The sequence below is a fragment of the Microbacterium sp. UMB0228 genome (assembly GCF_002871415.1).
Lineage (GTDB): Bacteria > Actinomycetota > Actinomycetes > Actinomycetales > Microbacteriaceae > Microbacterium.
Map to the genome: position 1 here is coordinate 105,981 of NZ_PNFU01000007.1, position 21,229 is coordinate 127,209.

Here is a 21,229-nt window from a genome sequence, read left to right on the forward strand (position 1 = left end):
GATGCCGGGATCGTCCGCAGAGAAGCGGGTCGTGGTCGAAGCCACCCCGACCGCCCTCGCCCTCCGGGTCGCCGATCGCTTCCTCACCCGCGTCCGCGCGCGTACGCGCAACGGACGGCTGGCGCACATCGCGCTGACGGGCGGATCGATGGGCGGCGCCGTTCTGCGCGCCGTCCGGGACAACCCGCGGTCGGCCGAGATCGACTGGTCCCTCGTGCACTTCTGGTGGGGTGATGAGCGGTATGTGCCGCGGAACGACGCGGACCGCAACGCCCTCCAGTCCCGGGAGGCGCTGCTCGACCACATCGACGTCCCCGCGGAGAACGTGCACGAGGTCGCCGGCTCCGACAGCGGCCTCGAGCTCGATGAGGCCGCCGCGGCGTACGCCGCCGAGCTCGCCCGTTTCGGCACCGACGACCACCCGTGGCCGTCCTTCGCCGTGTGCTTCCTCGGCGTCGGACCGGACGGCCACATCGCCTCGCTCTTCCCGGACCGCGAAGAGGTCACCGTGACCGATGCCGCGGCGCTCCCGGTGCGGGACTCCCCAAAGCCCCCGCCCGAGCGGGTGACCCTCACCCGCCCGGTGCTGAACGCCTCCAAGCGGGTCTGGCTCGTACTCACGGGCGCCGACAAGGCGTCGGCGCTGGGCCTCGCCCTCGCCGGTGCGAGCTATACGAGCGTTCCCGCAGCCGGTGCCAAGGGGCGCAAGCGGACGGTCTTCTTCGTCGACGAGGCTGCGGCATCCGAGGTCTCCCCCGACCTCATCGACCAGGCCTACTGACCGTCGGGGTCGCGCCTCTCGGGCGTGTCCGGCCGCTCCGGCGCGCTCGGCGCTGGCGGGGTCGGAGGGGCCACCGGGTCGCTGCCTCGGGTGATGCCGAGGTCCTGGCTCTCGCTGAGGACCTGCGGATGGAACCGGGCGAGTCCGACCACACCCCAGACGGCGATGCCGCCGGCGACGCCGAAGATGATGAAGACCCACCAGGGCGCCGCGGCGGCCTCACCGAGCACGAGCATGCCGATGAGGACGGCCACCATGGGGTCGACGACCGTCAGGCCCGCGATGACGAGGTCGGGCGGACCGGAGCTGTAGGCGGTCTGCACGAAGTACGCGCCCACGGCACCCGCCGAGAGCAGCGCGAGCAGGCAGACCGCGGTGATCCACTCGAACTGGCCTGCCTCGATGCGCTTGATGATGACCTTCGCGAGGGTGGCGACGAAGCCGTAGAGGATGCCGGCGCCGATGATGTAGAACAGCGCGCGCATCCGATGCCGGAGGATGAGCCAACACGCCCCGAGCACGATGATCACGACGAGCAGGATCGCGAGGATGACGAACAGCTCGCGGTCCGTGACCTCCTTCTCCGTGGCGTAGATCGCGGCGAAGAACACGAAGAGGAAGATGCCGCCGACGCAGGCGATGATCGCGGTGAGGGACTGCCTCGTGGGGGCGTGACCGGAGATGCGGGCGTTGAGCAGGGTCGTGATGACCAGGGCGATGGCGCCGAGCGGCTGCACCACGATCAGCGGCGCCTTGACGAGCGCGGCGAGCTGGCAGACGATCGCGAGGCCCAGCATGAGCGTCCCGATCACCCAGGACGGTCGCGTGAACAGGCGCTTGAGCTGATCGAGGCTGAGACCGGCGGCGCCGTCGGAGCCGCTGAGCCGCTCGACCTTCTCCACGCCCCGGTGCTGGTACTGCGCGCCGAGCGACATGAACACCGCACCGGCAAGGGCCAGCGGGATCCCCAGGAGGAGGCCGGGGTTCTGGAACGCTCCGACCAGCTGGTCGCCGACGTCCTCGACCGTCCCCATCCACACCCCTGCGCTCACAGTACGACCCTACCCGGAGAGTGCCGCCGACTAGGGTTGTGACGTGGCTGTCCTTCCGATTCGCATCATGGGCGATCCCGTCCTACACTCCCCCGCCTCCCCCGTCGAGGCGATCACCGACGAGATCCGCACCCTCGTCGCCGACATGTTCGAGACCATGGACGCCGCGCCCGGCGTCGGCCTCGCCGCCCCTCAGGTCGGCGTGCCGCTGCGGATCTACACGTACTCCTACGTCGACGACGACGACCAGCCCTGGCGCGGTGTGCTCATCAACCCGGAGCTGTGGATGACGCCCCCGGAGCCGGGCGCGCCCGACCCCGAGCTGGAGTCGGAGGGCTGCCTGTCCTTCCCGGGCGAACGGTTCCCGCTGCGTCGCTCCGATCGCGTCCGCGTGACGGCGACGGACCTGGACGGCGCTCCGGTCACGCTGGAGGTGGACGGCTGGCGCGCTCGCATCATGCAGCACGAGTTCGACCACCTCGACGGCGTGCTCTACATCGATCGCCTCTCGGACTCCGACTGGAAGACCACGCAGAAGATCGCGCGCAAGCGGGGCTGGGGGCGCCCGGGGGCCAGCTGGCTCCCCGGCGTCGACGACCTCGAAGGCTGATCGCATTCAGCCGGCGCACAGCATCCTTCAAGTTGCGTCATAGACTCCGGGCACTATAGCGTGTTCGCGGCGGGGATATTCAGCATGCCCCGCGTCACGCTCTGAAGGGGATATTCCATGATGAAGTCGCGCACCCGTCGCGCACTCGTGCTCACCGGTTCGGCTGTCGCCGTCTCGCTCGCCCTCACCGGCTGCAGCGCGATCAACAGCATTCTCGGCGGCGGTCGCGCCGACGCCGACCGCGACGAGGAGACCGGCCAGGTCACCGAGAGCGCGAACATCGACGTCTTCTCCGTGAAGCTCGGCGACTGCATGCTCGAGACCGGCTCCGGGATGCTCACCGACGCGAACGTCGTGCCGTGCTCCGAGCCGCACGACGAAGAGGTCTTCTACGAGATCAAGATGGACGACGGCGAGTACTCGGAGGACGCCATCAGCGCCGCGTCCGAGGAGTGCATCGGCGACGCGTACACGTCCTTCGTCGGCGTCTCGTACCAGGACTCCGCTCTGGACGTGACCACGCTCACCCCCAGCCAGGACTCGTGGGAGCAGGCCAACGACCGCGTGATCCAGTGCATCATCATCGACCCGGCCGGCCAGGTCGAGGGGTCGCTCAAGGGCGCCGCGCGCTGATCCGACCGCGTCTCCACGAAGGGCTCCGCCACGAGGCGGGGCCCTTCGTCGTCCCGGTGGCTCGTCAGCCGTCGGAGGCGCGGAGGGCGAGCCACGCGGCGACGCGGTCGTCCGGATCGGAGAGGGAGAGCCCGGTGAGATCCTCGATCCGTCGGACGCGGGTCGTCAGGGTCTGCCGGTGGATGCGCAGTCGCGCCGCGCTCTCGCTCCACGCCCCGTTGCACGCGAGGAACACCCGGAGGGTGTCGAGGAGCTCGGCCGGCCGCTCGGCCGCGCGCAGGGGGTCGAGCAGACGCGCGAGGCGAGTGGTCTGATCCGGATCCAGCGCCCCGAGCACGAACGACACCGTCGGGATGGCCTCGTAGCGGACCACGCGTTCGCCTCCGGTGCGCGCGGCCTCGCAGGCGTGTCGCGCCTCGTCGATGCTGCGGGCGAGGGCATCCGTGCCCGCCGGTCGGCCGAGACCGAGATAGAGCGTCGATGCGAACGCCCTGGCGCGGTGCGCGATCTGCTCGGCGTGGTCTTCGCGCACGACGCCCTGGACGATTCCCCGCTGCGACGTGAAGACATGTTCCGCGCCCAGCTCGTCGAGCCAGAGGCCGAGCAGATGCTCGACGTCGACACCGCTGGTGCGGGAGGCGAGGGCGAAGCCGACCAGCACGCGCTCGTGCACGCCCCAGCGGCGGAGCAGACGAGCGGCCTCCTCCCCTCCCTCGCGCACGGTCTCGAACATCATGGAGCGGCCGAGGCGCTCCAGCTGACTGCTGTCCCGGGTGCGCATCAGGAGATCGAGCAGCGCCGCGGCCTGCGAGCTCAGTTCCCGACCACGGCCGGAGCTGTCGTTGCGCGGAGCGGTCACGAGCTGCGCGGTGATGTCCTGGCCCGGACCGACCGGGTGCACCTGCAGAGCGCGATGCCGCACCCGCACCGGGCGGCCGACGGCGACGGCGATCGCGTCATCGATGTGCAGGCTCCCTGCTCCTGCGGTGGTGATGACCTCGCCATGCCGATCCAGCAGTACCGCCCACCCGTCGATGCGGTGCGCCAGCTCCGCGATGACACCGGTGATGCCGCTGCGCCGCGCCGCCAGGGTGAGCACCCGCATCGCCGAGGTGATCGCGCGGGCCTCCGCCGCCTGATCGACCGCGAGGAGCGAGGTCAGCGTCGGCACCACCAGCGGCGGCGACAGGGGGACCCCGACGATCGCCGTGATCCCCGCGTCCCGCAGAGCCTCGCGAAGGCGGGGGCTGTCGGCGCTCGTGACCACCACGGTCTCCCCCAGCGCGGCACGGCTGTCGCCGGCGACGCCGACGAGCGCGGCCTCCTCGGCCACGACGAGCGTCGCATGGAGCGGATCCACCGGCGGACCGAAGTCGTCGAGGGGCAGGACCGCATTGACCGGCCGCGCTCCGGGGACAGCGCCCGGCAGCAGCTCCGCACGGAGGTACCTGGCCACGGAGGCGACGTCACGAGCCACCTTCCGATCATACAAGTTGTCGAAGAGCGGCCGCCCTGTTCACGCTTCTGTCGGATGCCGAGGGCTTCCGCTCTCTCCTAGCATCGTGCGCATCCCCACTTCCCGAAGGATGTCATGAAAGCTGTTGTCTTCCGCGACCCCCAGTCGCCCATCGAGTTCGTCGACGTCGACCTCGCTCCTCCCCGCGCCGGTGAGGTGCGCGTGCGCATCGCCGCCGCCGGTGTCTGCCACTCCGACCTGCACGTCAAGCGCGGCGAGTGGGACGCCGCCGCTCCCCTGGTCATGGGCCACGAGGGCTCCGGCGTCGTCACTGAGCTGGGCGAGGGCGTCACCACGCTCGCCGTCGGCGACCACGTCGTGCTGAGCTGGGTGCCGCCGTGCGGCGAGTGCCGCTACTGCCGCGCCGGGCACGAGGCCCGGTGCCAGAAGGTCGCCACCGTGGTCGCTCCCCTCGGCGTGCTCTTCGACGGCACGTCCCGGCTGAGCCGCGACGGCGAGCAGCTGCACCACTACCTGGGCGTCTCGTCCTTCGCGGAGGAGGTCGTGGTCCCCGCATCCGGAGCCGTGAAGGTCCGCGACGACGCGCCCCTCGACGTCATCGCCGTGGTCGGCTGCGCGGTCGCGACCGGTGTCGGCGCCGTCCTGAACACCGCCGCCGTGGAACCCGGATCGACCGTCGCCGTGATCGGCTGCGGCGGCGTCGGGCTCAACGTCGTCCAGGGCGCCCGACTCGCCGGGGCCGAGCGCATCGTCGCGATCGACGTGCGGCCGGAGAAGACGCAGATGGCCCTGCAGTTCGGGGCCACGGACCGCATCGACGCCTCCCAGGGCGATGCCGTGGCCCAGCTGCGCGAACTCATCCCCGACGGCGTCGACTACGCCTTCGACGCGATCGGACGCACCTCCACGACCGAGCAGTCCATCCAGATGCTCGGACTCGGCGGCGCCGCCGTCATCGTCGGGCTGCCGCCCACGGGAGCACGCGCCTCGTTCGAGCCGCTCGTCCTCGCCGAGGCCGACCAGCGCATCCTCGGCTCGAACTACGGCTCGGTGCGGCCGTCGATCGACGTCCCCGCGCTCGTGGACCGCTACATGGACGGGCAGCTCAAGATCGATCCGCTGATCTCCGGTCGCCGTCCGCTCTCCGAGGCCGCCGCCGCCCTGGACGACCTCGACGGGGGCTCGGCGCTGCGCACCCTCCTCATCCCCTGACCGCCGCGCGCGGCCCATCCCTGAAACCCGAAACCAGGAGAACCATGTCAGACACCGTCGTCGCCCCGCCCGGCGCTCCGCAGGATGCCGGTCTCCGCACCGGCGTCATGAGCGGACCCGAGCTCGCCGCCCAGGCCATCGCCAACATCGCCCCCAGCGCCGTCATCGCCTTCACGGCCGCCGCCATCTTCCTCGGCGCCGGGAACGGCACCATCTACGCCTTCGCACTGGCCACCATCGTGATCCTGTGCGTCGGCTACTGCGTGGTGGTGTTCGCCCGCAAGCACGCCTCCGCAGGCTCGCTGTACACCTACGTGTCGAAGGGCCTCGGCCCGTTCGGCGCCTTCCTCGCCGGCGTGACGCTGCTGATCGGCTGCTTCGGCATCGCGGCGGCCTCCCTCAGCGGCTCGGTCAGCTACATGGGGCAGTTCCTGAGCATGCTGGGCCTCCCCGCCCAGGGACTCGGCTGGGACATCGGCCTGGCGATCGTGCTCGGCGGGCTGGCGACGCTGTTCACCATCCGCGGCATCCGGCTCTCCGCTCGGGTCTCGCTCGTCCTCGAGCTGCTCTCCGTCGGCATCATCCTCGTGCTCCTCATCGCGGCGCTCGCGTGGGCGGGCCCCTCCGCCTGGGACCCCGCGCAGGTGCTCGCGACCGGCTCGTCGTTCCAGGGCATCGCGTCCGGCATGGTGCTGGGCATCCTGGGCTTCGTCGGCTTCTCCTCTGCAGACGCCCTCGGGCGCGAGGCCAAGGAGCCGTACAAGGCGATCCCCCGCGCGATCATGTGGAGCGCCCTCGGCGTCGGCGTGCTCTACGTCTTCGCCGCCTACACCCAGATCGCGGTCCTCGGAGACGACCTCGCAACCGCCGGGAGCCCGCTGGAGAGCATGTCCGCCCTCATCGGCATGCCGGGCTGGTTCGCGGCCGTGCTCACGTTCGGCGTCTCGGCGTCGTTCTTCGCGGTCGTCGTCGCGCCGCTCAACGTGATCGGCCGCATCGTCTACGTGATGGGCAAGGAAGGCGTCGTCGCGGAGCGCTTCGGCCGCACGCACGAGCAGCACCTCACGCCACACCGCGTGCTCATCCTCGCCGGTGCCGCGGCGATCACGGTCGACATCGTGCTGCTGGTGGCGGGGGCGGCGACGGGCGACATCCTCGTCTGGGTCAACACCTGGGGCACCTACGGCTACATGGTCGCCTACGCCCTGGTCGCCATCGCGTGCGTGGTCTACACGCAGCGGGCGAAGATGCGGAACGGCCTCGTGAAGGTGTGCGCCGCGGTCGCGGTCGTGACGATGGCGTACGTCTTCTTCGCGAACGTGTGGCCCGTGCCGGCCTTCCCGTACAACGTGATCCCGTACGTGTTCCTCGTGACCGTCGCTCTCGCGCTCACCCGGTACGCCTACCTCGCCCGTCGTCGCCCTGACGTGATCGCCCGGATCGGCAACACCGAGACGAGCGCCATGGAGGGCGTCGGCTGAACCGTCCTCCCCGACAGGAAGAGCCCCTCCGCGAGGAGGGGCTCTTCCTGTGTCCCGAGGCGCAGACGAGCGGTCCGGAAACGAGAGAAGCCCCCTCCGTGGAGGGGGCTTCTCTCGTTGGCTCCCCGGCTTGGACTCGAACCAAGAACCTGCCGGTTAACAGCCGGCTGCTCTGCCAATTGAGCTACCGAGGAATGTGCGCCGCGGTGCGGGCAACTCGTCAAGCTTAGCAAACTCGAGACGCTGTTCGTGACACCGGGCCGCCTTCCGCGACCCTCGGGCGTGTCGCGCTCAGCGGCGGGAATCCGACTCCGCATTCGGCACCCAGAGCAGGTCCTTGCCGACGCCCCGCGCGACGACGTGGCCCCCGCGCAGCATGAGCGTCTCGGCGTTCAGCTCCCGGATGAAGTCCGCGTCGTTGGTCACGAGGAGAGCCGCCATCCCCTCCTCCTTGCGGCGCCGGGTGATGGCGTCGAAGACGACAGGTCGCACCTCCAGATCGAGGTTCGCGAGGATCTCGTCGGCGATGAGCACCCGCGGCTCCAGCACGAAGGAACGGGCGATCGCGACGCGCTGGCGCATGCCCGCGCTGAGCTCGTAGGGGAACTTCGCGGCAGTCCCGAGCGGCAGGTGGAGCTCATCCAGGAGCGTCGCCACCCGGATGGAGAGCGCCCGGGTGTTGACGCGCTTCTCCCGGATGAGGATCGGCTCGGCGATGACCTCGTTGACCGTCAGCTGCGGCGGCAGGTCCGCCCCGGCACCCTGCGGCACGAAGCCGGTGCGATAGGTGAGGATGCGGTGCTTGCGACCCGGACGACGGATGTCGATGCCGCAGACCTGCGCCCGGCCGCCGACGACGCGCACCGAGGGATCGGTGGAACCCGCGAGAGCGGCGACGAGGGTCGACTTCCCCGAGCCGGTCGGCCCCGCGACGCAGATGAGCCCGCCGGGGGCGAGCGAGAACGTCACGCCGTCGACCGCGCGATTGGGCGTGCCGTGGCCGATCCGGTCGATGACCAGATCGGAGCACTCGATCGCATTCGAGGATTCGGGCGTGCGGGGCATATGTCCATCCTGCCGTCTCGTCCGGGACCGTTCCGGTTACGACTCGGCGAAGAACCGCTGCCGCTCCACGTCGATGTCCCGCAGCCGCACCCGCAGCGCGCGCCCGCCGTCGGAGTCGGCAGGGACGCGCTGGACCGCGCCCAGCAGCTCTTGCTTCTCGCGCTCGAGCTGCCGCACCACCAGCCGTCGGGCGAGATCCGTCGCCGACGCCACCGCGCCGGCCTCGTCTCGTGCCGGGAACGGCGTCATCAGCAGCTCGCCCGCGAGCGAACGGTACGGCTCGCGCACGCTGTTCACCGCGTCCGTCACCCAGCCGGGGCGGCTGCGGTCGGGGGCCGCGGCGACCGCCTCGCGCACGGCATCGAGGCCGGGCGTGCGGAACGGCTCCGCGAGGGCTCGCGTCAGCAGCGCCGCATCGATCTGGTGACCGTACTGCAGGGCACCCATGAGCGCGTCGCGCTCCACGGCGACGTCGGGCGAACGGGGCAGGCTGGCGAGCGTCACGGCCGCGACGACCGGCCCGCCCGTGGCGGGATCGACCCGCGGCGCGGCCTCTCGACGCGCCTGAGGAGCGGCCGCCTGCGCACCGCGGGCGGCGCGCTCGACCTCCCCATGCACCTCGGTCGGGTCCATGCCGAGTCGGCGTGCGAGCACCCGCTCGTAGCCGGGGCGCAGCAGGCGGTCGCGGATCTCCGCCACGATCGGGGCCGCGGCACGGAGGGCGCCGACCCGGCCCTCGACCGTGGAGAGGTCGAAACCCGCGAGCTTGCGGTCGATGGCGAACTCGAACATCGGCTGCTTCGCGTCCATGAGGCCGCGCACCGCCGCGTCCCCGCGCTGCAGCCGGAGGTCGCACGGGTCGAGGCCGTCCGGGGCGACCGCGACGAAGGTCTGCGCGTTGAACCGGTCGTCCTCCGTGAACGCCCGCAGCGCGGCCTTCTGTCCCGCCTCGTCGCCGTCGAAGGTGAACACCACCTCACCGGACGCGTTGTCGTCGCCCATGACCCGGCGGAGCACCTTGATGTGCTCGGCGCCGAACGCGGTGCCGCAGGTCGCGACCGCGGTCGTGAGCCCGGCGAGGTGGCAGGCCATCACATCGGTGTAGCCCTCCACGACCACGACCCGGCGCGGGTCGCCGCGGGCGATGTCGCGCTTGGCGAGGTCGAGCCCGTAGAGCACCTGGGCCTTCTTGTAGATCGGGGTCTCGGGGGTGTTGAGGTACTTGGGGCCCTGGTCGTCGTCGAACAGCTTGCGGGCGCCGAAGCCGATCGTCTGCCCCGACACGTCGCGGATCGGCCAGACGAGGCGGCCACGGAACCGGTCGTACACACCGCGCTGTCCCGTGGAGACGAGTCCTGCGGTGCTCAGCTCCTCGCGCGTGAAGCCCTGGGCGGTCAGCGCCTTGAGCATGCCGTCCCATCCCCGAGGGGCGAAGCCGACGCCGAAGTGCGCCGCCGCCCCGGCGTCGAAGCCGCGCTCCCCGAGGAACCGGCGGGCCGCCTCCGCATCCGGCGACAGCAGCTGGGACCGGAAGAACTCCGCCGCGGCCGTGTTCGCCGCGTACAGCCGGCTGCGGCCACTGGTCTCCGGCGCCGCGCCTCCGTCCTCGTAATGCAGGGTGTAGCCGATACGGCCCGCGAGCCGCTCGACCGCCTCCGTGAAGCTCACGTGGTCCATCGCGCGGAGGAAGGAGTACACATCGCCCGACTCCCCGCAGCCGAAGCAGTGGTAGTAGCCGACCTGCTGACGCACGTGGAAGCTGGGGCTCTTCTCGTCGTGGAAGGGGCACAGTCCCTTGAGGGACCCGACCCCCGCCGATCTGAGGGCGACGCGCTCCCCCACGATGTCCGCGATGTTGGTGCGGGCCTTGACCTCGTCGACGTCGGCCTGCCGGATGCGGGGCATCAGCGGGCGCCTTCTGCGACGGGCCGCCTCTCGACAGGCGTGCGCGCGCCGGGGCGCGCATGACGCGGCGTCCAGATGCCGACCTCCGCCGGGTCGATCTCCCCGACCAGGCGGTTGTGCCAGTCGATCGCACTCTGATCGGTCAGGCTCGCGATCTGATCCACGACGACCCGCGCCCGCTCCGCGTCGCTCTCGGCGGCGACGAAGTCGGCGGCGAACGCGGGCTCCAGCACATCCGCGCCGGCGGACCACAGGGTGTCGGTCGACCACAAGGCGTCGGCCAAGCGCTTCAGCACTCGGCGCTGCTCCTTGTAGACGCCCTTCCTGGCATCGATCGTGACGATCGCCTGACCCATGATCCCCTTGAGAACCGCGATCTCGACCTCGACGACGCGGGGCACGATCACGTGCGCGTTGTAGCGGACCAGGCGCGTGCCCCCGAAGGCCTCCCGGGTGGCCGCGACCGCCGCGCGCGCGAACCGGCCGATGAGGTCGCTGGTGAGGTTCTTGAGCCGGGCGAGATCCTGTCGGGAACGGTCGAAGGACGCCAGCCACATCGGCTGCGAGGCGAGCCGGTAGAGGGCGTCGGCGAGTTCGTCGCGCGTGAAGTCGTAGCCGACCCACTGCTGGATCCGGCTGAGCAGGGCCTCGTGCGCCGCCGGGTCGGCGAGCTGCGCGACGTCGACGTAGCCGTTGACGATCGCGTCCTCGAAGTCGTGCACCGAGTAGGCGATGTCGTCGGAGAGGTCCATGATCTCGGCCTCGATGCAGCGCAGGCGCCCCGGTGCTCCGTCGCGCATCCAGCGGAACACGGCCTCATCCTCCGGGTACACGCCGAACTTGAGCCGGCCGCCCGGGTCGGGGACGGGGCTGTCGACGGTCCACGGATACTTGCAGGTCGCGTCGAGACTCGCCCGCGTGAGGTTCAGGCCGACGGAGGAGCCGTCGGCGTCGAGCACCTTCGCCTCCAGCCGGGTGAGGATGCGCAGCGACTGGGCGTTGCCCTCGAAGCCGCCGATGGCCGCCGCCCACTCGTTCAGCGCCCGCTCGCCGTTGTGGCCGAACGGCGGGTGGCCGAGGTCATGGCTCAGGCACGCGGTGTCCACCACGTCCGCGGAAACCCCGAGCGCCGCGGCGAGCTCCCGGCCGACCTGCGCGACCTCGAGCGAGTGGGTCAGACGGTTGCGGGCGAAGTCGGCCGTGCTGGCGGGGCTGAGCACCTGCGTCTTCGCGGCGAGCCGTCGCAGAGCCGCCGAGTGCAGCACGCGCGCGCGATCGCGGGCGAAGTCGTCCCGCTCCGAACGATGGGTCTCCGCGATGAAGCGCTCCGCGTCGCGCGGGTCGTAGCCGTCGGCGCGCGCGCCGACCCGGGGGTCATCCGCCACTGTTCTCGATCTCCGCTCCACGCATCATCTCCGACGCCGCCGAGGCGAGCTCGCGCGACTCCAGCCACTTCTCCGGAAGGGCCGTCTTCTTCGGGTGTCCCGCGCGGCCGCGCTGCCCTTCGGCGTCCGCGCCGGGGTACGGAGCCGCACGGTCGAGTCGGCCCAGCAGGTCGTCGATCTCCTGCAGGCTCGACGCGGTGGCGAGGCCCGTGCGGATGTCGCCGCCCACCGGGTAGCCCTTGAAGTACCAGGACACGTGCTTGCGGATGTCGCGGCAGCCGCGGTCCTCGTCCTCGAAGAACTCGACGAGCAGTTCAGCGTGCCGGCGGAAGGCGTCGGCGACGAAACCGAGGGTCGCGTCGACCGTCTTGCCCTCTCCCCCGAAGGCGAGAGCCAGCTGTCCGAACAGCCACGGGCGGCCCAGGCACCCGCGGCCGACGACGACGCCGTCGCAGTCGGTCTCCTCCATCATGCGCACGGCGTCGTCGGCCGACCAGATATCGCCGTTGCCCAGCACGGGAATGCTGGTCACAGCCTGCTTGAGCTCGCCGATCGCGCTCCAGTCGGCGTGACCGGAGTAGAACTCGCTCGCGGTCCGGGCGTGCAGAGCCACGGCGGCGGCTCCGGCATCCTCCGCGGCACGTCCGGCGTCGAGGAAGGTGAGGTGGTCCCGGTCGATGCCCTTGCGCATCTTGACGGTGAGTGGGATGTCGCCGGCGGCCTTGACGGCCTGATCGACGATGTCGGCGAAGAGCTTCGACTTCCACGGCAGCGCCGCACCGCCGCCCTTGCGCGTGACCTTGGGGACCGGGCAGCCGAAGTTGAGGTCGATGTGATCGGCGTGGTCTTCCGCGACGATGATGCGGACGGCCTCGGCGATGGTCTTCGGATCGACGCCGTAGAGCTGGATGGAACGCGGCGTCTCCGACTCATGGTGCCGGATGAGACGCATCGTGGTCTCGTTGCGTTCGACCAGCGCGCGCGAGGTGATCATCTCGCTCACGTAGAGGCCGGCCCCGTACTCCCGGCACAGGCGTCGGAAGGCCGTGTTCGTGATCCCGGCCATCGGCGCGAGGACGACCGGCACGTCGAGGTCGATCGGGCCGATGCGGAGGGGGCGGGCGGGGGCGGTGGCGAGAGTCATGGCGTGTCCATTCTCCCAGACCCGGAGCCGGTGGGGATGCGGCGACCTAAGCTGTGCATATGACCGATCCCGCCCTCCGTTCCATCCCCTTCACCGACGCCCAGGGCCAGCAGAAGACTCTGGACGATCTCGGCGCCGACGTGGTGCTCGTGGTGAACGTCGCCTCGAAGTGCGGGCTCACCCCGCAGTACGAGCAGCTGGAGGAGCTGCAGCGCCGGTTCGGCGACCGCGGCTTCACCGTGGTCGGCTTCCCCTGCAACCAGTTCTTCGGCCAGGAGCCCGGTTCGGTCGACGAGATCCTCGAGTTCTGCTCCACGACGTACGGCGTCTCCTTCCCGGTGAACGACAAGGTCAAGGTCAACGGCAAGAACGCCGCCGAGCTGTACAAGGCTCTCAAGGAGACGCCGGATGCCGGCGGCAAGGCCGGCCGCGTCGAGTGGAACTTCGAGAAGTTCCTGGTGCTTCCGGACGGGGATGTGCTGCGCTTCCGCCCGAAGCAGAAGCCCGACGCTCCGGAGATCGTTCAGGCGATCGAGGCCGCGCTCCCGCGCTGAGCGTCGTTCACCTCCGCGTCACGCGCGCACCGCGTCCCGGCGCTCGACGAGGCCGCCGTCGTTCACCGTCCGGTCTCTCCGCGGACATATGGCGTCCCTAGTCTCACCGCGGCGACACGCGCCGAAGACGAAGGAGACCACGAATGCCCGACCGACTGCCCCTCAGCCGGCGAACTGTCCTCACGGCCGGAGCGCTCGGCGCGCTCGGCACCGCCCTCCCCCTCGGAGCCGCTCCTGCCGCCGCGGTCACCGTCCCGGCATCGCCCGGCGCGGCCCCGGCGCGCACCCTGCGCTTCCGCGCGGACGGCACCTTCAAGCTCGTGCAGTTCAACGACACGCAGGATGACGAGCTCACCGACCGCCGCACCGTCGAGCTGATGGAGAAGGTGCTCGACCAGGAGAAGCCGGACTTCGTGGTCATCAACGGCGATGTGATCACGGGCGGGTGCGAGACGCGGCTGGCGGTGAAGCAGGCGATCAACAACGTCGTCATGCCGATGGAGTCCCGTCGCATCCCGTGGGCGGTCACCTACGGCAACCACGACGAGGACTCGCTGCCGCAGTCCGGCGTCGATGAGGCGGGGATGCTGCAGATCTACCGGTCGTACGAGTACAACGTGAACGCCGAGAACACACGCGGCGTGACGGGCACGAGCAACACGATCGTGACGATCGGCTCCGCCGCGAAGAAGAACCGGGAGGCCTTCGCGCTCTGGCTGATGGACTCGGGCCGCTACGCGCCGGACGCCATCGACGGCCAGGACTTCGCCGGCTACCCGGCATGGGATTGGCTGCGCATGGACCAGGTCGCCTGGTACCGCGACCAGTCGCAGCGGCTGGAGCAGCGCCGAGGGCGCAAGGTCCCGGGCCTCATGTTCCTCCACATCGCCCTGTGGGAGCACCGCTTCATGTGGTGGGGCGGCGTGGACACCCGCACGGCGGCCGATGCCGCCCGCGGCAGGGCCCGCCACGGCATCGTCGGGGAGCGCAACGAGGACGAGTGCCCCGGGCCGTTCAACTCGGGGATGTTCAACGCGATCCTCGAGCGCGGCGACGTGAAGGGCGTGTTCGTCGGCCACGACCACGTCAACGACTACATGGGCGACTACTACGGCGTGATGCTCGGATACGCTCCCGGCACCGGCTTCGGCGCCTACGGTCTGGCCGGCGCGGAGCGCAATCGCCTCCGGGGCGGCCGGGTGTTCGAGCTGACGGAGGCCGGCGAGGAGGTCACGATCGCCACGCGCGTCGTCTATGCGCGGGACCTCGGCATCGACCTGACGGCGAACGATCAGCCGATGGAGCCGCTCCCCCTCGGGCCGCGCCAGCAGCGCCTCTGAGCCCGGGCAGCAGAACGGCGGGGACCCCCGACCCGGGGTCCCCGCCGTCGTCTGTCGATGCGGGTCAGGCCTCGACGGCCGTGCTGCGCTGCGCCCAGAGGTCGCGGATCACGTTCTCGAACGCCGCCGGCGGCTGTGCGCCGCTGATGCCGTACTGACCGTCGACCACGAAGAACGGCACCCCCTGGATCCCGTAGGCGCGAGCCTGCGCCTGATCCTGGCGGACGTCGGCGAGATACTGCTCGCTCTCGAGTGCGGCGCGGGCGCGATCGGCATCGAGGCCCACCTCGGCGGCGAGGGCGACGAGGTCGTCGATGCGTCCCACGTGCTTGCCCTCGGTGAAGTAGGCGGACATGAGCCGCTCCTCCATCTCGTGCTGGCGGCCCTCGGCCTTCGCGAAGTGCAGCAGCTCGTGCGCCTTCACGGTGTTCGTGTGCTGCAGCAGGTCGAACCGGTACTGCAGGCCCGCGTCTGCGGCGACGTTCGTGACGTTGGCCAGCATCTGCTCGACCTGCGTGCGCGGCATCCCCTTGTGCCCGGAGAGGAAGTCGATCTCGTCGCCGTCGAAGTCGACCGGGGTGTCCGGGGAGAGCTCGAAGGAGTGGAAGGTGACCGTGACCTGCGGAGCGTCCTCGTCGGCGGAGACCGCTTCGAGACCCTTCTCGAGGTTGCGCTTGCCGATGTAGCACCAGGGGCAGGCGATGTCGGACCAGATGTCGATGGCGATGGGTTCAGTCACACCGTGGTCAACCGTCCGCGCGTCCGACGTATTCCGTCAGTAGAATCCTCGAATGCTCTCCGCCGACGATCCCCTGCCCTTCCGGCCCACACGGGTGCTCGTCGCGGGCGTCACCGGGTCGGGGAAGACGACTCTGTCCCGACGGCTCGCCGCCCTCTGGGACCTCCGTCAGGTGGAGATCGACGGCCTGTTCCACGGCCCGGACTGGACCCCGCGGGCGGAGTTCCTCGACGACGTGCGCGCCTTCGCCGCGGAGGAGCGCTGGGTGACGGAGTGGCAGTACACGAGCAAGGGCACTGACGAGGTCCTGACCCCGAGGGCGCAGCTCGCGCTCTGGCTCGACTACCCGTACCGCGTGGTGCGGTCGCGTCTGCTCCGGCGCACCCTGAGCCGCAGCCTCCTCCGCACCCGGATGTGGAACGGCAACGTCGAGAAGCCGATCTGGCGGATGCTGGGGGCCCCGCCGGAGGAGAGCATCCTGGCCTGGCAGACGAAGACGCTGCGAACCTGGTCCGAGCGCTTCCCCTCGGTGCAGGAGCGCTTCCCCCATCTCACGATCGTGCGGCTGACGCATCCGCGCGAGACGGAGCGCTGGCTGCGGGCTCAGGCCGAGGTCGGGGTGTCCACGGCGCCGCCGAAGCGTCGGTCGCGGGAGAGGTAGACCCCGATCGCGCGCCAGAGCTCCTCGCGCGAGAAGTCCGGCCACAGCGTGTCGAGGAACACCATCTCGGCGTAGGCCGACTGCCACAGCAGGAAGTTGGAGGTGCGCTGCTCCCCCGAGCTGCGCAGGAAGAGGTCCACGTCCGGCATGTCCGGGACGTAGAGGTGACGACGGATCGTCTTCTCGCTGATCGCGTTCGGCTTCACCCGCCCGGCCGCGACATCGGCCGCGATGGCCCGCATCGCGTCGACGAGCTCGACCCGACCGCCGTAGTTCACGCACATGGTGAGGGTGAGCACGTCGTTGTCGCGGGTGAGCTGCTCGGCGTACTGCAGCTCCTTGATGACGCTCCCCCACAGGCGGGGCTTGCGCCCCGCCCACCGCACACGCACACCCCACTCGTTGAGCTGATCGCGGCGGCGGTGCAGCACATCGCGGTTGTACCCCATGAGGAAGCGGACCTCCTCGGGGGAACGGGCCCAGTTCTCGGTGGAGAACGCATAGACGGAGAGGTGCTTCACGCCGGCCTGGATCGCGCCGGCGACGACGTCGAGCAGCACCTCCTCTCCGGCCTTGTGGCCCTCGATGCGGTTGAGGCCCCGGCGGTTCGCCCAGCGCCCGTTGCCGTCCATGACGATGGCGACGTGCTCCGGGACGGCCGGGAACGCGGGCGGGTACACGCCGGTCCAGTCGATCGGCCGATACGGCACGGCGTCCTTGTGGGTGTAGGGCTTCGGGCTCACCGTGCTCCTTCTCCGGGGGTGAACGACACGTGCGCGAGCGAGCGGATGCCCCGCTCCAGGTGCCACTGGGCGTACGCCGCGACGAGACCCGAGGCGGCGGCGGTGTCGGCGTGCGGGGCCGCGTCGATGAGGTCCCAGTCGCCGCGGATCAGCGCGCGCAGCAGTGTCAAGGTCTTCTCGGCGATCCGCGGGCTCCCGGCGGGTGCATCGGCGTGGCACACGAGACCGCCGAGCTGGGCGACGAAGACGGAGTGCGGCCCCGGAGCCCCGCAGCGCGCGCAGTCCTCGAGGGACGGCGCCCACCCCGAGAGGGACATCACGCGCAGCAGATACGAATCGAGGATGCTGCGCGGAGCGTGCTCGCCGCGGGACAGCGCCCGCAGCCCGCCGACGAGCAGGAGGTACTGCTCCGGGGTGGCCTCGGCGTCGCTGAGCCGATCCGCCGTCTCGACCATGGCGTTCGCGGCGGTGAACCGGTCGTAGTGCGCGGCGATGTCCGTGCCGTAGGCCCCGAGCGACTCGGCCTGCTGCACGATGTCGAGCGAGCGGCCTTCGTAGAGCTGCACGTCGGCGACCATGAACGGCTCGAGGCGGGAGCCGAACTTCGACGAGGTGCGCCGCACGCCCTTGGCCACCGCGCGCACCTTGCCGTGCCGCCGGGACAGCATCGTGACGATGCGATCCGCCTCGCCCAGCTTGTGGGTGCGCAGGATCACCGCTTCGTCTCGGTAGGTGGGCACCCTTCGATTATCCTCCGTGCGCGACAATGGACGCGTGACCGAACCGCTCTTCACCATTCCGCTGTGGGCGGACCTCCTCGGCGTCGGCCTCGGCGGAGTGCAGGGCGCGATGTTCGCCGCCGGGTTCCAGGGCCAGCGCCGGCTCGACTGGCTGGGCGTCGCCATCATCGGGATCATGATCGGCATGGGCGGCGGTCTCATCCGCGACATCCTGCTCGGTCAGACGCCCGCCACCCTGCAGAACCAGTGGTACCTGGTCACGGCCGCGGGTGCCGCCCTGCTCGGCATGCTGCTGGCCGGACTCTTCACGCGGCTCAACACCGCGATCGTGGTGCTGGACGCCGTCGTGATCGGCATGTTCGGCGCCTTCGGGACGAGCAAGGCGCTCGCCTTCGGCATCCCGGAAGTGCCCGCGGTCTTCATCGGGGTCTGCGCCGCGGTCGGCGGGAGTGTGCTCCGCGACATGCTGATGGGCCTGCCGACGGCGATCATGCACGTCGGCTCGCTGTATGCCGTGGCCGCGGCCGCCGGATGTACGTTCATCGTCGTGGCGAACGCCGTCGGGATGCCCATCCCCCTCGCGGCCGTCATCGGCATCGTCGTGACCGCCGTGATCCGGATCCTCGCCGTGACGTTCGACGTCTCGCTTCCGGAGCAGCGCCGTCTCTACCGCCGCAAGGTCGCCGCGGAGACCGGTGCCATCCCGATCGTGAAGCCCCAGGACTGACTTCGAATCGCCCGATTGGCTCCATCCCGCCGCCAAATACGACCAATCGCGCGATTCGAACGACGATCAGGTGGCGGCGAGCCCGTCGATCACGCGCGCGAGGCCGAACTCCCACGCCGTCCGAGCGTCGTAGGGGCCACCCATGGACTCCCCGGCAGCCTGGCCCACCGACCGGGCGAGCGGCAGGTCGTCACCCAGGTAGACCGCCAGACGCGGTGCCGCCTCCGCCCAGGAAGCCGCGAACGACTCGGCACTCTGCTGCTCCCGCATGCGGGCCGCCGCGGAGAGGGTGAAGTCCAGCACGAAACTCAACGCCGCGTCGCGCTCCACGGCGCCGAGGCCGAGACCGTCGAAGGCGTGGAGCTCCCGGTCGTACTTGCCGATGGTGCCGGGGCCGAGTGCGACCCGCGGATCCCGGACGTCGATGAGCCACGGGTGGGTCCGGAAGAGGCGCAGGTTGTCCTCGGCGATCGCCCGGACCCCGTCGCGCCATCCGGAGGCCTGCACAGACGCGACGAGCATCCTGGCATGCATCGCGTCCGCCATCAGGACGAGCAGGTCGGCGCGGCTGTTGACGTGCGTGTAAATCGACATCGGCGTCAGCTCGAGACTCTGCGCGAGAGACCGGATGGTCACCGCGGCGAGGCCGTCGGCGTCCGCCAACGCGACAGCACGGTCGACGACATCATCCGTCGAATGACGCGCCTTCGGTCCGCGCTGTGGGGTCGCGGGAGCCACGGGGCTGTGCCGCCAGAGCAGATCGACGAGGTTCTTGGTCATCGGGAATAGCCTAGACCGCTCACGCCTTAACACTGTACGCTGTACAGACTTTCACTTCGGGTTCGAGGAGGCGATGTCCGCGGAGGGCTTCGTCTCGTTGCAGCATCCGGGGCCGGTGCCGAACGTCATCTTTCTCGAGACGGGGCTGTCGACATTCCGCCCGGAGGAGATCGCCGGGTCCGCCGGTCAAGGCACCCTGATCGTGTTCGTCGTCGACGAGATCGACAAGGAGTTCGCCCGCATCGCCGCCGCGGGCGCTCGCGTGGTCACCCCTCCCGAGACCGAACCCTGGGGCGAGCGGTACTGCCAGTTCGCCGACCCCAACGGCATCATCTGGCAGCTGGTGCAGTGGGTGGACTGACCCTCTACTTCGAATCGCGCGATTGGCCCCATCCGGCGGCCGGAGACAACCAATCGCGCGATTCGAACGAGGATCAGACGGCGGCCAGCTCCTGCTGACGGCTGCGGATCGACCGGTTCACACCGGACACGATCGCCTTGAGCGATGCCGTCGAGATGTCACCGTCGATGCCGACTCCCCACAGGCGCTGGTCTCCGACCTGCAGCTCGACGTACGCGGCGGCCTGCGCGTCCCCACCGGCACTGAGAGCGTGCTCCACGTAGTCGTAGACCGTGATGTCGAAGCCCTGACCACGCAGGACCTCGACGAAGGCGGCGACCGGACCGTTGCCGTTGCCCGACACGGAGACCTCCTGGTCGTCGTCCCGCAGCACGACGTCGAGCACGACGTCACCGGACATGTCGCTCCGGGTCTGCGTGGCGAGCAGTTCGAACCGGCCCCACTTCGCCTCGGTGTCCACGGCGGGCAGGTACTCGTCGGTGAAGATCGACCAGATCTGCTCGCTGGTGACCTCGCCCCCCTCGGCATCCGTCTTGGCCTGCACGACCCCGGAGAACTCGATCTGGAGCTTGCGCGGCAGATCGATCGCGTGGTCGGACTTCAGCAGGTACGCGACGCCGCCCTTGCCCGACTGGGAGTTCACGCGGATGACGGCCTCGTAGGAGCGACCGAGGTCCTTCGGGTCGACGGGCAGATACGGCACGGCCCATTCGATCTCGTCCACCGTCACGCCCTGCGCCTCGGCCCTGGCGGCCATGGCCTCGAAGCCCTTCTTGATGGCGTCCTGGTGCGAGCCGCTGAACGCCGTGAAGACGAGGTCACCGGCCCACGGGCTGCGCTCGGGCACCGGCAGCTGGTTGCAGTACTCGACCGTGCGCTTGACCTGGTCGATGTCGCTGAAGTCGATCTGCGGATCGATGCCCTGCGTGAACATGTTGATGCCCAGCGCGACGAGGTCCACGTTGCCCGTGCGCTCCCCGTTGCCGAAAAGGCACCCCTCGATGCGGTCGGCTCCGGCCATGTACCCCAGCTCGGCCGCGGCGATCGCGGTCCCGCGGTCGTTGTGCGGGTGGAGCGACAGGATCACGTTCTCCCGGTGGTTCAGGTGACGGCTCATCCACTCGATGGAGTCGGCGTAGACATTCGGCGTCGCCATCTCCACCGTCGCGGGGAGGTTGATGATGACCTTGCGGTCCGGCGTGGGCTCGAAGATCTCGATGACCTGGTTGCAGACGTCGACCGCGAACTCCAGCTCGGTGCCGGTGTAGCTCTCCGGGGAGTACTCGTAGTACACCTGCGTGTCCGGGATGGTCTTCTCGAACCGGCGGCACAGCCGGGCGCCCTCGAGCGCGATGTCGATGATGCCCTGCTTGTCGGTGCGGAAGACGACCTCGCGCTGCAGCACGCTCGTGGAGTTGTAGAGATGGACGATGGCCTGCTTCGCACCGGCGATGGCCTCGTAGGTGCGGGCGATCAGGTGCTCGCGCGCCTGTGTCAGGACCTGGATCGTGACGTCATCCGGGATGAGGTTCTCCTCGATCAGCTGACGCACGAAGTCGAAGTCGGTCTGGCTCGCCGAGGGGAAGCCGACCTCGATCTCCTTGTAGCCCATGCCGACGAGCAGCTCGAACATGACGCGCTTGCGCTCGGGCGACATCGGGTCGATGAGAGCCTGGTTGCCGTCGCGGAGATCGACCGCGCACCAGCGGGGGGCCTCGGTGATGCGGGCGTCGGGCCAGGTGCGGTCAGGCAGGTGGACGGCGATCTGCTCGTGGAACGGCCGGTACTTGTGGATCGGCATCGCGGACGGGCGCTGGGTGTTCTGCATGATGGGGCTTC

At 70.2% G+C, this 21,229-nt stretch carries 21 protein-coding genes and 1 tRNA gene; 10 read left to right on the plus strand and 12 right to left on the minus strand.

Annotated features, from left to right (window positions below):
* Position 1 precedes the first annotated feature (1 nt).
* Positions 2-781, plus strand: coding sequence for a 6-phosphogluconolactonase (pgl, locus tag CJ226_RS15235; protein ID WP_025103660.1), 780 nt, complete (start codon positions 2-4; stop codon positions 779-781).
* Here the strand turns inward: pgl and CJ226_RS15240 are convergent.
* Positions 775-1,815 (minus strand): DMT family transporter, encoded by a 1,041-nt coding sequence (locus CJ226_RS15240; protein ID WP_062634297.1) that lies wholly within the window; start codon positions 1,813-1,815, stop codon positions 775-777. The genes pgl and CJ226_RS15240 overlap by 7 nt on opposite strands.
* 61 nt (positions 1,816-1,876) lie before the next feature.
* Between CJ226_RS15240 and def the strand changes: the two genes are divergently transcribed.
* Both def and CJ226_RS15250 read left to right on the plus strand, forming a co-directional pair.
* Positions 1,877-2,443: a peptide deformylase gene (def, locus tag CJ226_RS15245; protein ID WP_082802854.1), complete on the plus strand. Its 567-nt coding sequence runs from the start codon at positions 1,877-1,879 to the stop codon at positions 2,441-2,443.
* Positions 2,444-2,560: 117 nt separating this feature from the next.
* Entirely contained in the window at positions 2,561-3,076 is a 516-nt protein-coding gene (locus CJ226_RS15250; protein ID WP_062634293.1) for a septum formation family protein, read from the plus strand.
* Between the two features lie 64 nt (positions 3,077-3,140).
* Here CJ226_RS15250 and CJ226_RS15255 read toward each other — a convergent pair whose 3' ends face one another.
* Positions 3,141-4,553 (minus strand): CdaR family transcriptional regulator, encoded by a 1,413-nt coding sequence (locus tag CJ226_RS15255; protein WP_102209712.1) that lies wholly within the window; start codon positions 4,551-4,553, stop codon positions 3,141-3,143.
* Between the two features lie 114 nt (positions 4,554-4,667).
* Here CJ226_RS15255 and CJ226_RS15260 point away from each other — a divergent pair, with 114 nt between their 5' ends.
* On the plus strand, positions 4,668-5,765 hold the full coding sequence (locus CJ226_RS15260) for an alcohol dehydrogenase catalytic domain-containing protein (protein ID WP_025103665.1): 1,098 nt from the start codon (positions 4,668-4,670) through the stop codon (positions 5,763-5,765).
* Positions 5,766-5,809: 44 nt separating this feature from the next.
* The gene (locus tag CJ226_RS15265) at positions 5,810-7,246 is read left to right on the plus strand and encodes an APC family permease (RefSeq protein ID WP_062634290.1); all 1,437 of its coding nucleotides are present in this window, start codon (positions 5,810-5,812) and stop codon (positions 7,244-7,246) included.
* Positions 7,247-7,364: 118 nt separating this feature from the next.
* Here the strand turns inward: CJ226_RS15265 and CJ226_RS15270 are convergent.
* From CJ226_RS15270 to dusB, 5 genes are all read right to left on the minus strand, one after another.
* Positions 7,365-7,440, minus strand: a tRNA-Asn gene (locus CJ226_RS15270).
* A 97-nt stretch (positions 7,441-7,537) separates the two neighbouring features.
* Entirely contained in the window at positions 7,538-8,311 is a 774-nt protein-coding gene (locus tag CJ226_RS15275; RefSeq protein ID WP_025103667.1) for an ATP-binding cassette domain-containing protein, read from the minus strand.
* A gap of 36 nt (positions 8,312-8,347) precedes the next feature.
* A complete protein-coding gene (gene dnaG, locus CJ226_RS15280; protein ID WP_102209713.1) occupies positions 8,348-10,216 on the minus strand; it encodes a DNA primase in 1,869 nt (622 codons plus the stop codon).
* Positions 10,216-11,601, minus strand: coding sequence for a deoxyguanosinetriphosphate triphosphohydrolase (locus tag CJ226_RS15285; protein WP_060922172.1), 1,386 nt, complete (start codon positions 11,599-11,601; stop codon positions 10,216-10,218). The genes dnaG and CJ226_RS15285 overlap by 1 nt, the downstream gene beginning before the upstream one ends.
* Positions 11,591-12,745: a tRNA dihydrouridine synthase DusB gene (gene dusB, locus CJ226_RS15290; protein WP_102209714.1), complete on the minus strand. Its 1,155-nt coding sequence runs from the start codon at positions 12,743-12,745 to the stop codon at positions 11,591-11,593. The genes CJ226_RS15285 and dusB overlap by 11 nt, the downstream gene beginning before the upstream one ends.
* Before the next feature lie 59 nt (positions 12,746-12,804).
* On the opposite strand from dusB, the gene CJ226_RS15295 reads away from it, so the two are divergent.
* Together CJ226_RS15295 and CJ226_RS15300 are read left to right on the plus strand one after the other, a co-directional pair.
* Positions 12,805-13,299 carry a glutathione peroxidase gene (locus CJ226_RS15295; RefSeq protein ID WP_025103671.1) on the plus strand — a complete coding sequence of 165 codons (495 nt, stop codon included), beginning with the start codon at positions 12,805-12,807 and terminating at the stop codon, positions 13,297-13,299.
* 143 nt (positions 13,300-13,442) lie between these two features.
* Positions 13,443-14,639: a metallophosphoesterase family protein gene (locus CJ226_RS15300; RefSeq protein ID WP_180964617.1), complete on the plus strand. Its 1,197-nt coding sequence runs from the start codon at positions 13,443-13,445 to the stop codon at positions 14,637-14,639.
* Between the two features lie 64 nt (positions 14,640-14,703).
* Here the strand turns inward: CJ226_RS15300 and CJ226_RS15305 are convergent, their stop codons facing one another.
* Positions 14,704-15,378, minus strand: a complete 675-nt coding sequence (locus tag CJ226_RS15305; RefSeq protein ID WP_102209715.1) for a DsbA family protein — start codon at positions 15,376-15,378, stop codon at positions 14,704-14,706.
* Positions 15,379-15,430: 52 nt separating this feature from the next.
* Between CJ226_RS15305 and CJ226_RS15310 the strand changes: the two genes are divergently transcribed.
* Entirely contained in the window at positions 15,431-16,039 is a 609-nt protein-coding gene (locus CJ226_RS15310) for an AAA family ATPase (protein ID WP_102209716.1), read from the plus strand.
* Here CJ226_RS15310 and CJ226_RS15315 read toward each other — a convergent pair.
* Together CJ226_RS15315 and recO are read right to left on the minus strand one after the other, a co-directional pair.
* A complete protein-coding gene (locus CJ226_RS15315; RefSeq protein ID WP_062634275.1) occupies positions 15,982-16,782 on the minus strand; it encodes an isoprenyl transferase in 801 nt (266 codons plus the stop codon). The genes CJ226_RS15310 and CJ226_RS15315 overlap by 58 nt on opposite strands.
* A complete protein-coding gene (recO, locus tag CJ226_RS15320; RefSeq protein WP_102209717.1) occupies positions 16,779-17,522 on the minus strand; it encodes a DNA repair protein RecO in 744 nt (247 codons plus the stop codon). Before recO ends, CJ226_RS15315 begins: the two co-directional genes overlap by 4 nt.
* Before the next feature lie 34 nt (positions 17,523-17,556).
* Here recO and CJ226_RS15325 point away from each other — a divergent pair, with 34 nt between their 5' ends.
* Positions 17,557-18,249 carry a trimeric intracellular cation channel family protein gene (locus tag CJ226_RS15325; RefSeq protein WP_025103677.1) on the plus strand — a complete coding sequence of 231 codons (693 nt, stop codon included), beginning with the start codon at positions 17,557-17,559 and terminating at the stop codon, positions 18,247-18,249.
* A 66-nt stretch (positions 18,250-18,315) separates the two neighbouring features.
* Here the strand turns inward: CJ226_RS15325 and CJ226_RS15330 are convergent, their stop codons facing one another.
* A complete protein-coding gene (locus CJ226_RS15330) occupies positions 18,316-19,029 on the minus strand; it encodes a TetR/AcrR family transcriptional regulator C-terminal domain-containing protein (protein WP_102209718.1) in 714 nt (237 codons plus the stop codon).
* A gap of 73 nt (positions 19,030-19,102) precedes the next feature.
* On the opposite strand from CJ226_RS15330, the gene CJ226_RS15335 reads away from it, so the two are divergent.
* The gene (locus CJ226_RS15335; protein ID WP_102209719.1) at positions 19,103-19,390 is read left to right on the plus strand and encodes a glyoxalase/bleomycin resistance/extradiol dioxygenase family protein; all 288 of its coding nucleotides are present in this window, start codon (positions 19,103-19,105) and stop codon (positions 19,388-19,390) included.
* 73 nt (positions 19,391-19,463) lie between these two features.
* Here the strand turns inward: CJ226_RS15335 and leuA are convergent, their stop codons facing one another.
* Positions 19,464-21,218 (minus strand): 2-isopropylmalate synthase, encoded by a 1,755-nt coding sequence (gene leuA / locus CJ226_RS15340; RefSeq protein ID WP_025103680.1) that lies wholly within the window; start codon positions 21,216-21,218, stop codon positions 19,464-19,466.
* Positions 21,219-21,229: the final 11 nt, after the last annotated feature.

What these genes read in the sequence shown, in the direction of transcription:
- pgl (WP_025103660.1), top strand. Translation starts at nt 2, where the DNA reads ATGCCGGGATCGTCCGCAGAGAAGCGGGTCGTGGTCGAAGCCACCCCG.
- CJ226_RS15240 (WP_062634297.1), bottom strand. Translation starts at nt 1,815, where the DNA reads ATGGGGACGGTCGAGGACGTCGGCGACCAGCTGGTCGGAGCGTTCCAG.
- CJ226_RS15250 (WP_062634293.1), top strand. Translation starts at nt 2,561, where the DNA reads ATGATGAAGTCGCGCACCCGTCGCGCACTCGTGCTCACCGGTTCGGCT.
- CJ226_RS15260 (WP_025103665.1), top strand. Translation starts at nt 4,668, where the DNA reads ATGAAAGCTGTTGTCTTCCGCGACCCCCAGTCGCCCATCGAGTTCGTC.
- CJ226_RS15265 (WP_062634290.1), top strand. Translation starts at nt 5,810, where the DNA reads ATGTCAGACACCGTCGTCGCCCCGCCCGGCGCTCCGCAGGATGCCGGT.
- CJ226_RS15275 (WP_025103667.1), bottom strand. Translation starts at nt 8,311, where the DNA reads ATGCCCCGCACGCCCGAATCCTCGAATGCGATCGAGTGCTCCGATCTG.
- dnaG (WP_102209713.1), bottom strand. Translation starts at nt 10,216, where the DNA reads ATGCCCCGCATCCGGCAGGCCGACGTCGACGAGGTCAAGGCCCGCACC.
- dusB (WP_102209714.1), bottom strand. Translation starts at nt 12,745, where the DNA reads ATGACTCTCGCCACCGCCCCCGCCCGCCCCCTCCGCATCGGCCCGATC.
- CJ226_RS15295 (WP_025103671.1), top strand. Translation starts at nt 12,805, where the DNA reads ATGACCGATCCCGCCCTCCGTTCCATCCCCTTCACCGACGCCCAGGGC.
- CJ226_RS15300 (WP_180964617.1), top strand. Translation starts at nt 13,443, where the DNA reads ATGCCCGACCGACTGCCCCTCAGCCGGCGAACTGTCCTCACGGCCGGA.
- CJ226_RS15310 (WP_102209716.1), top strand. Translation starts at nt 15,431, where the DNA reads ATGCTCTCCGCCGACGATCCCCTGCCCTTCCGGCCCACACGGGTGCTC.
- CJ226_RS15330 (WP_102209718.1), bottom strand. Translation starts at nt 19,029, where the DNA reads ATGACCAAGAACCTCGTCGATCTGCTCTGGCGGCACAGCCCCGTGGCT.
- CJ226_RS15335 (WP_102209719.1), top strand. Translation starts at nt 19,103, where the DNA reads ATGTCCGCGGAGGGCTTCGTCTCGTTGCAGCATCCGGGGCCGGTGCCG.
- leuA (WP_025103680.1), bottom strand. Translation starts at nt 21,218, where the DNA reads ATGCAGAACACCCAGCGCCCGTCCGCGATGCCGATCCACAAGTACCGG.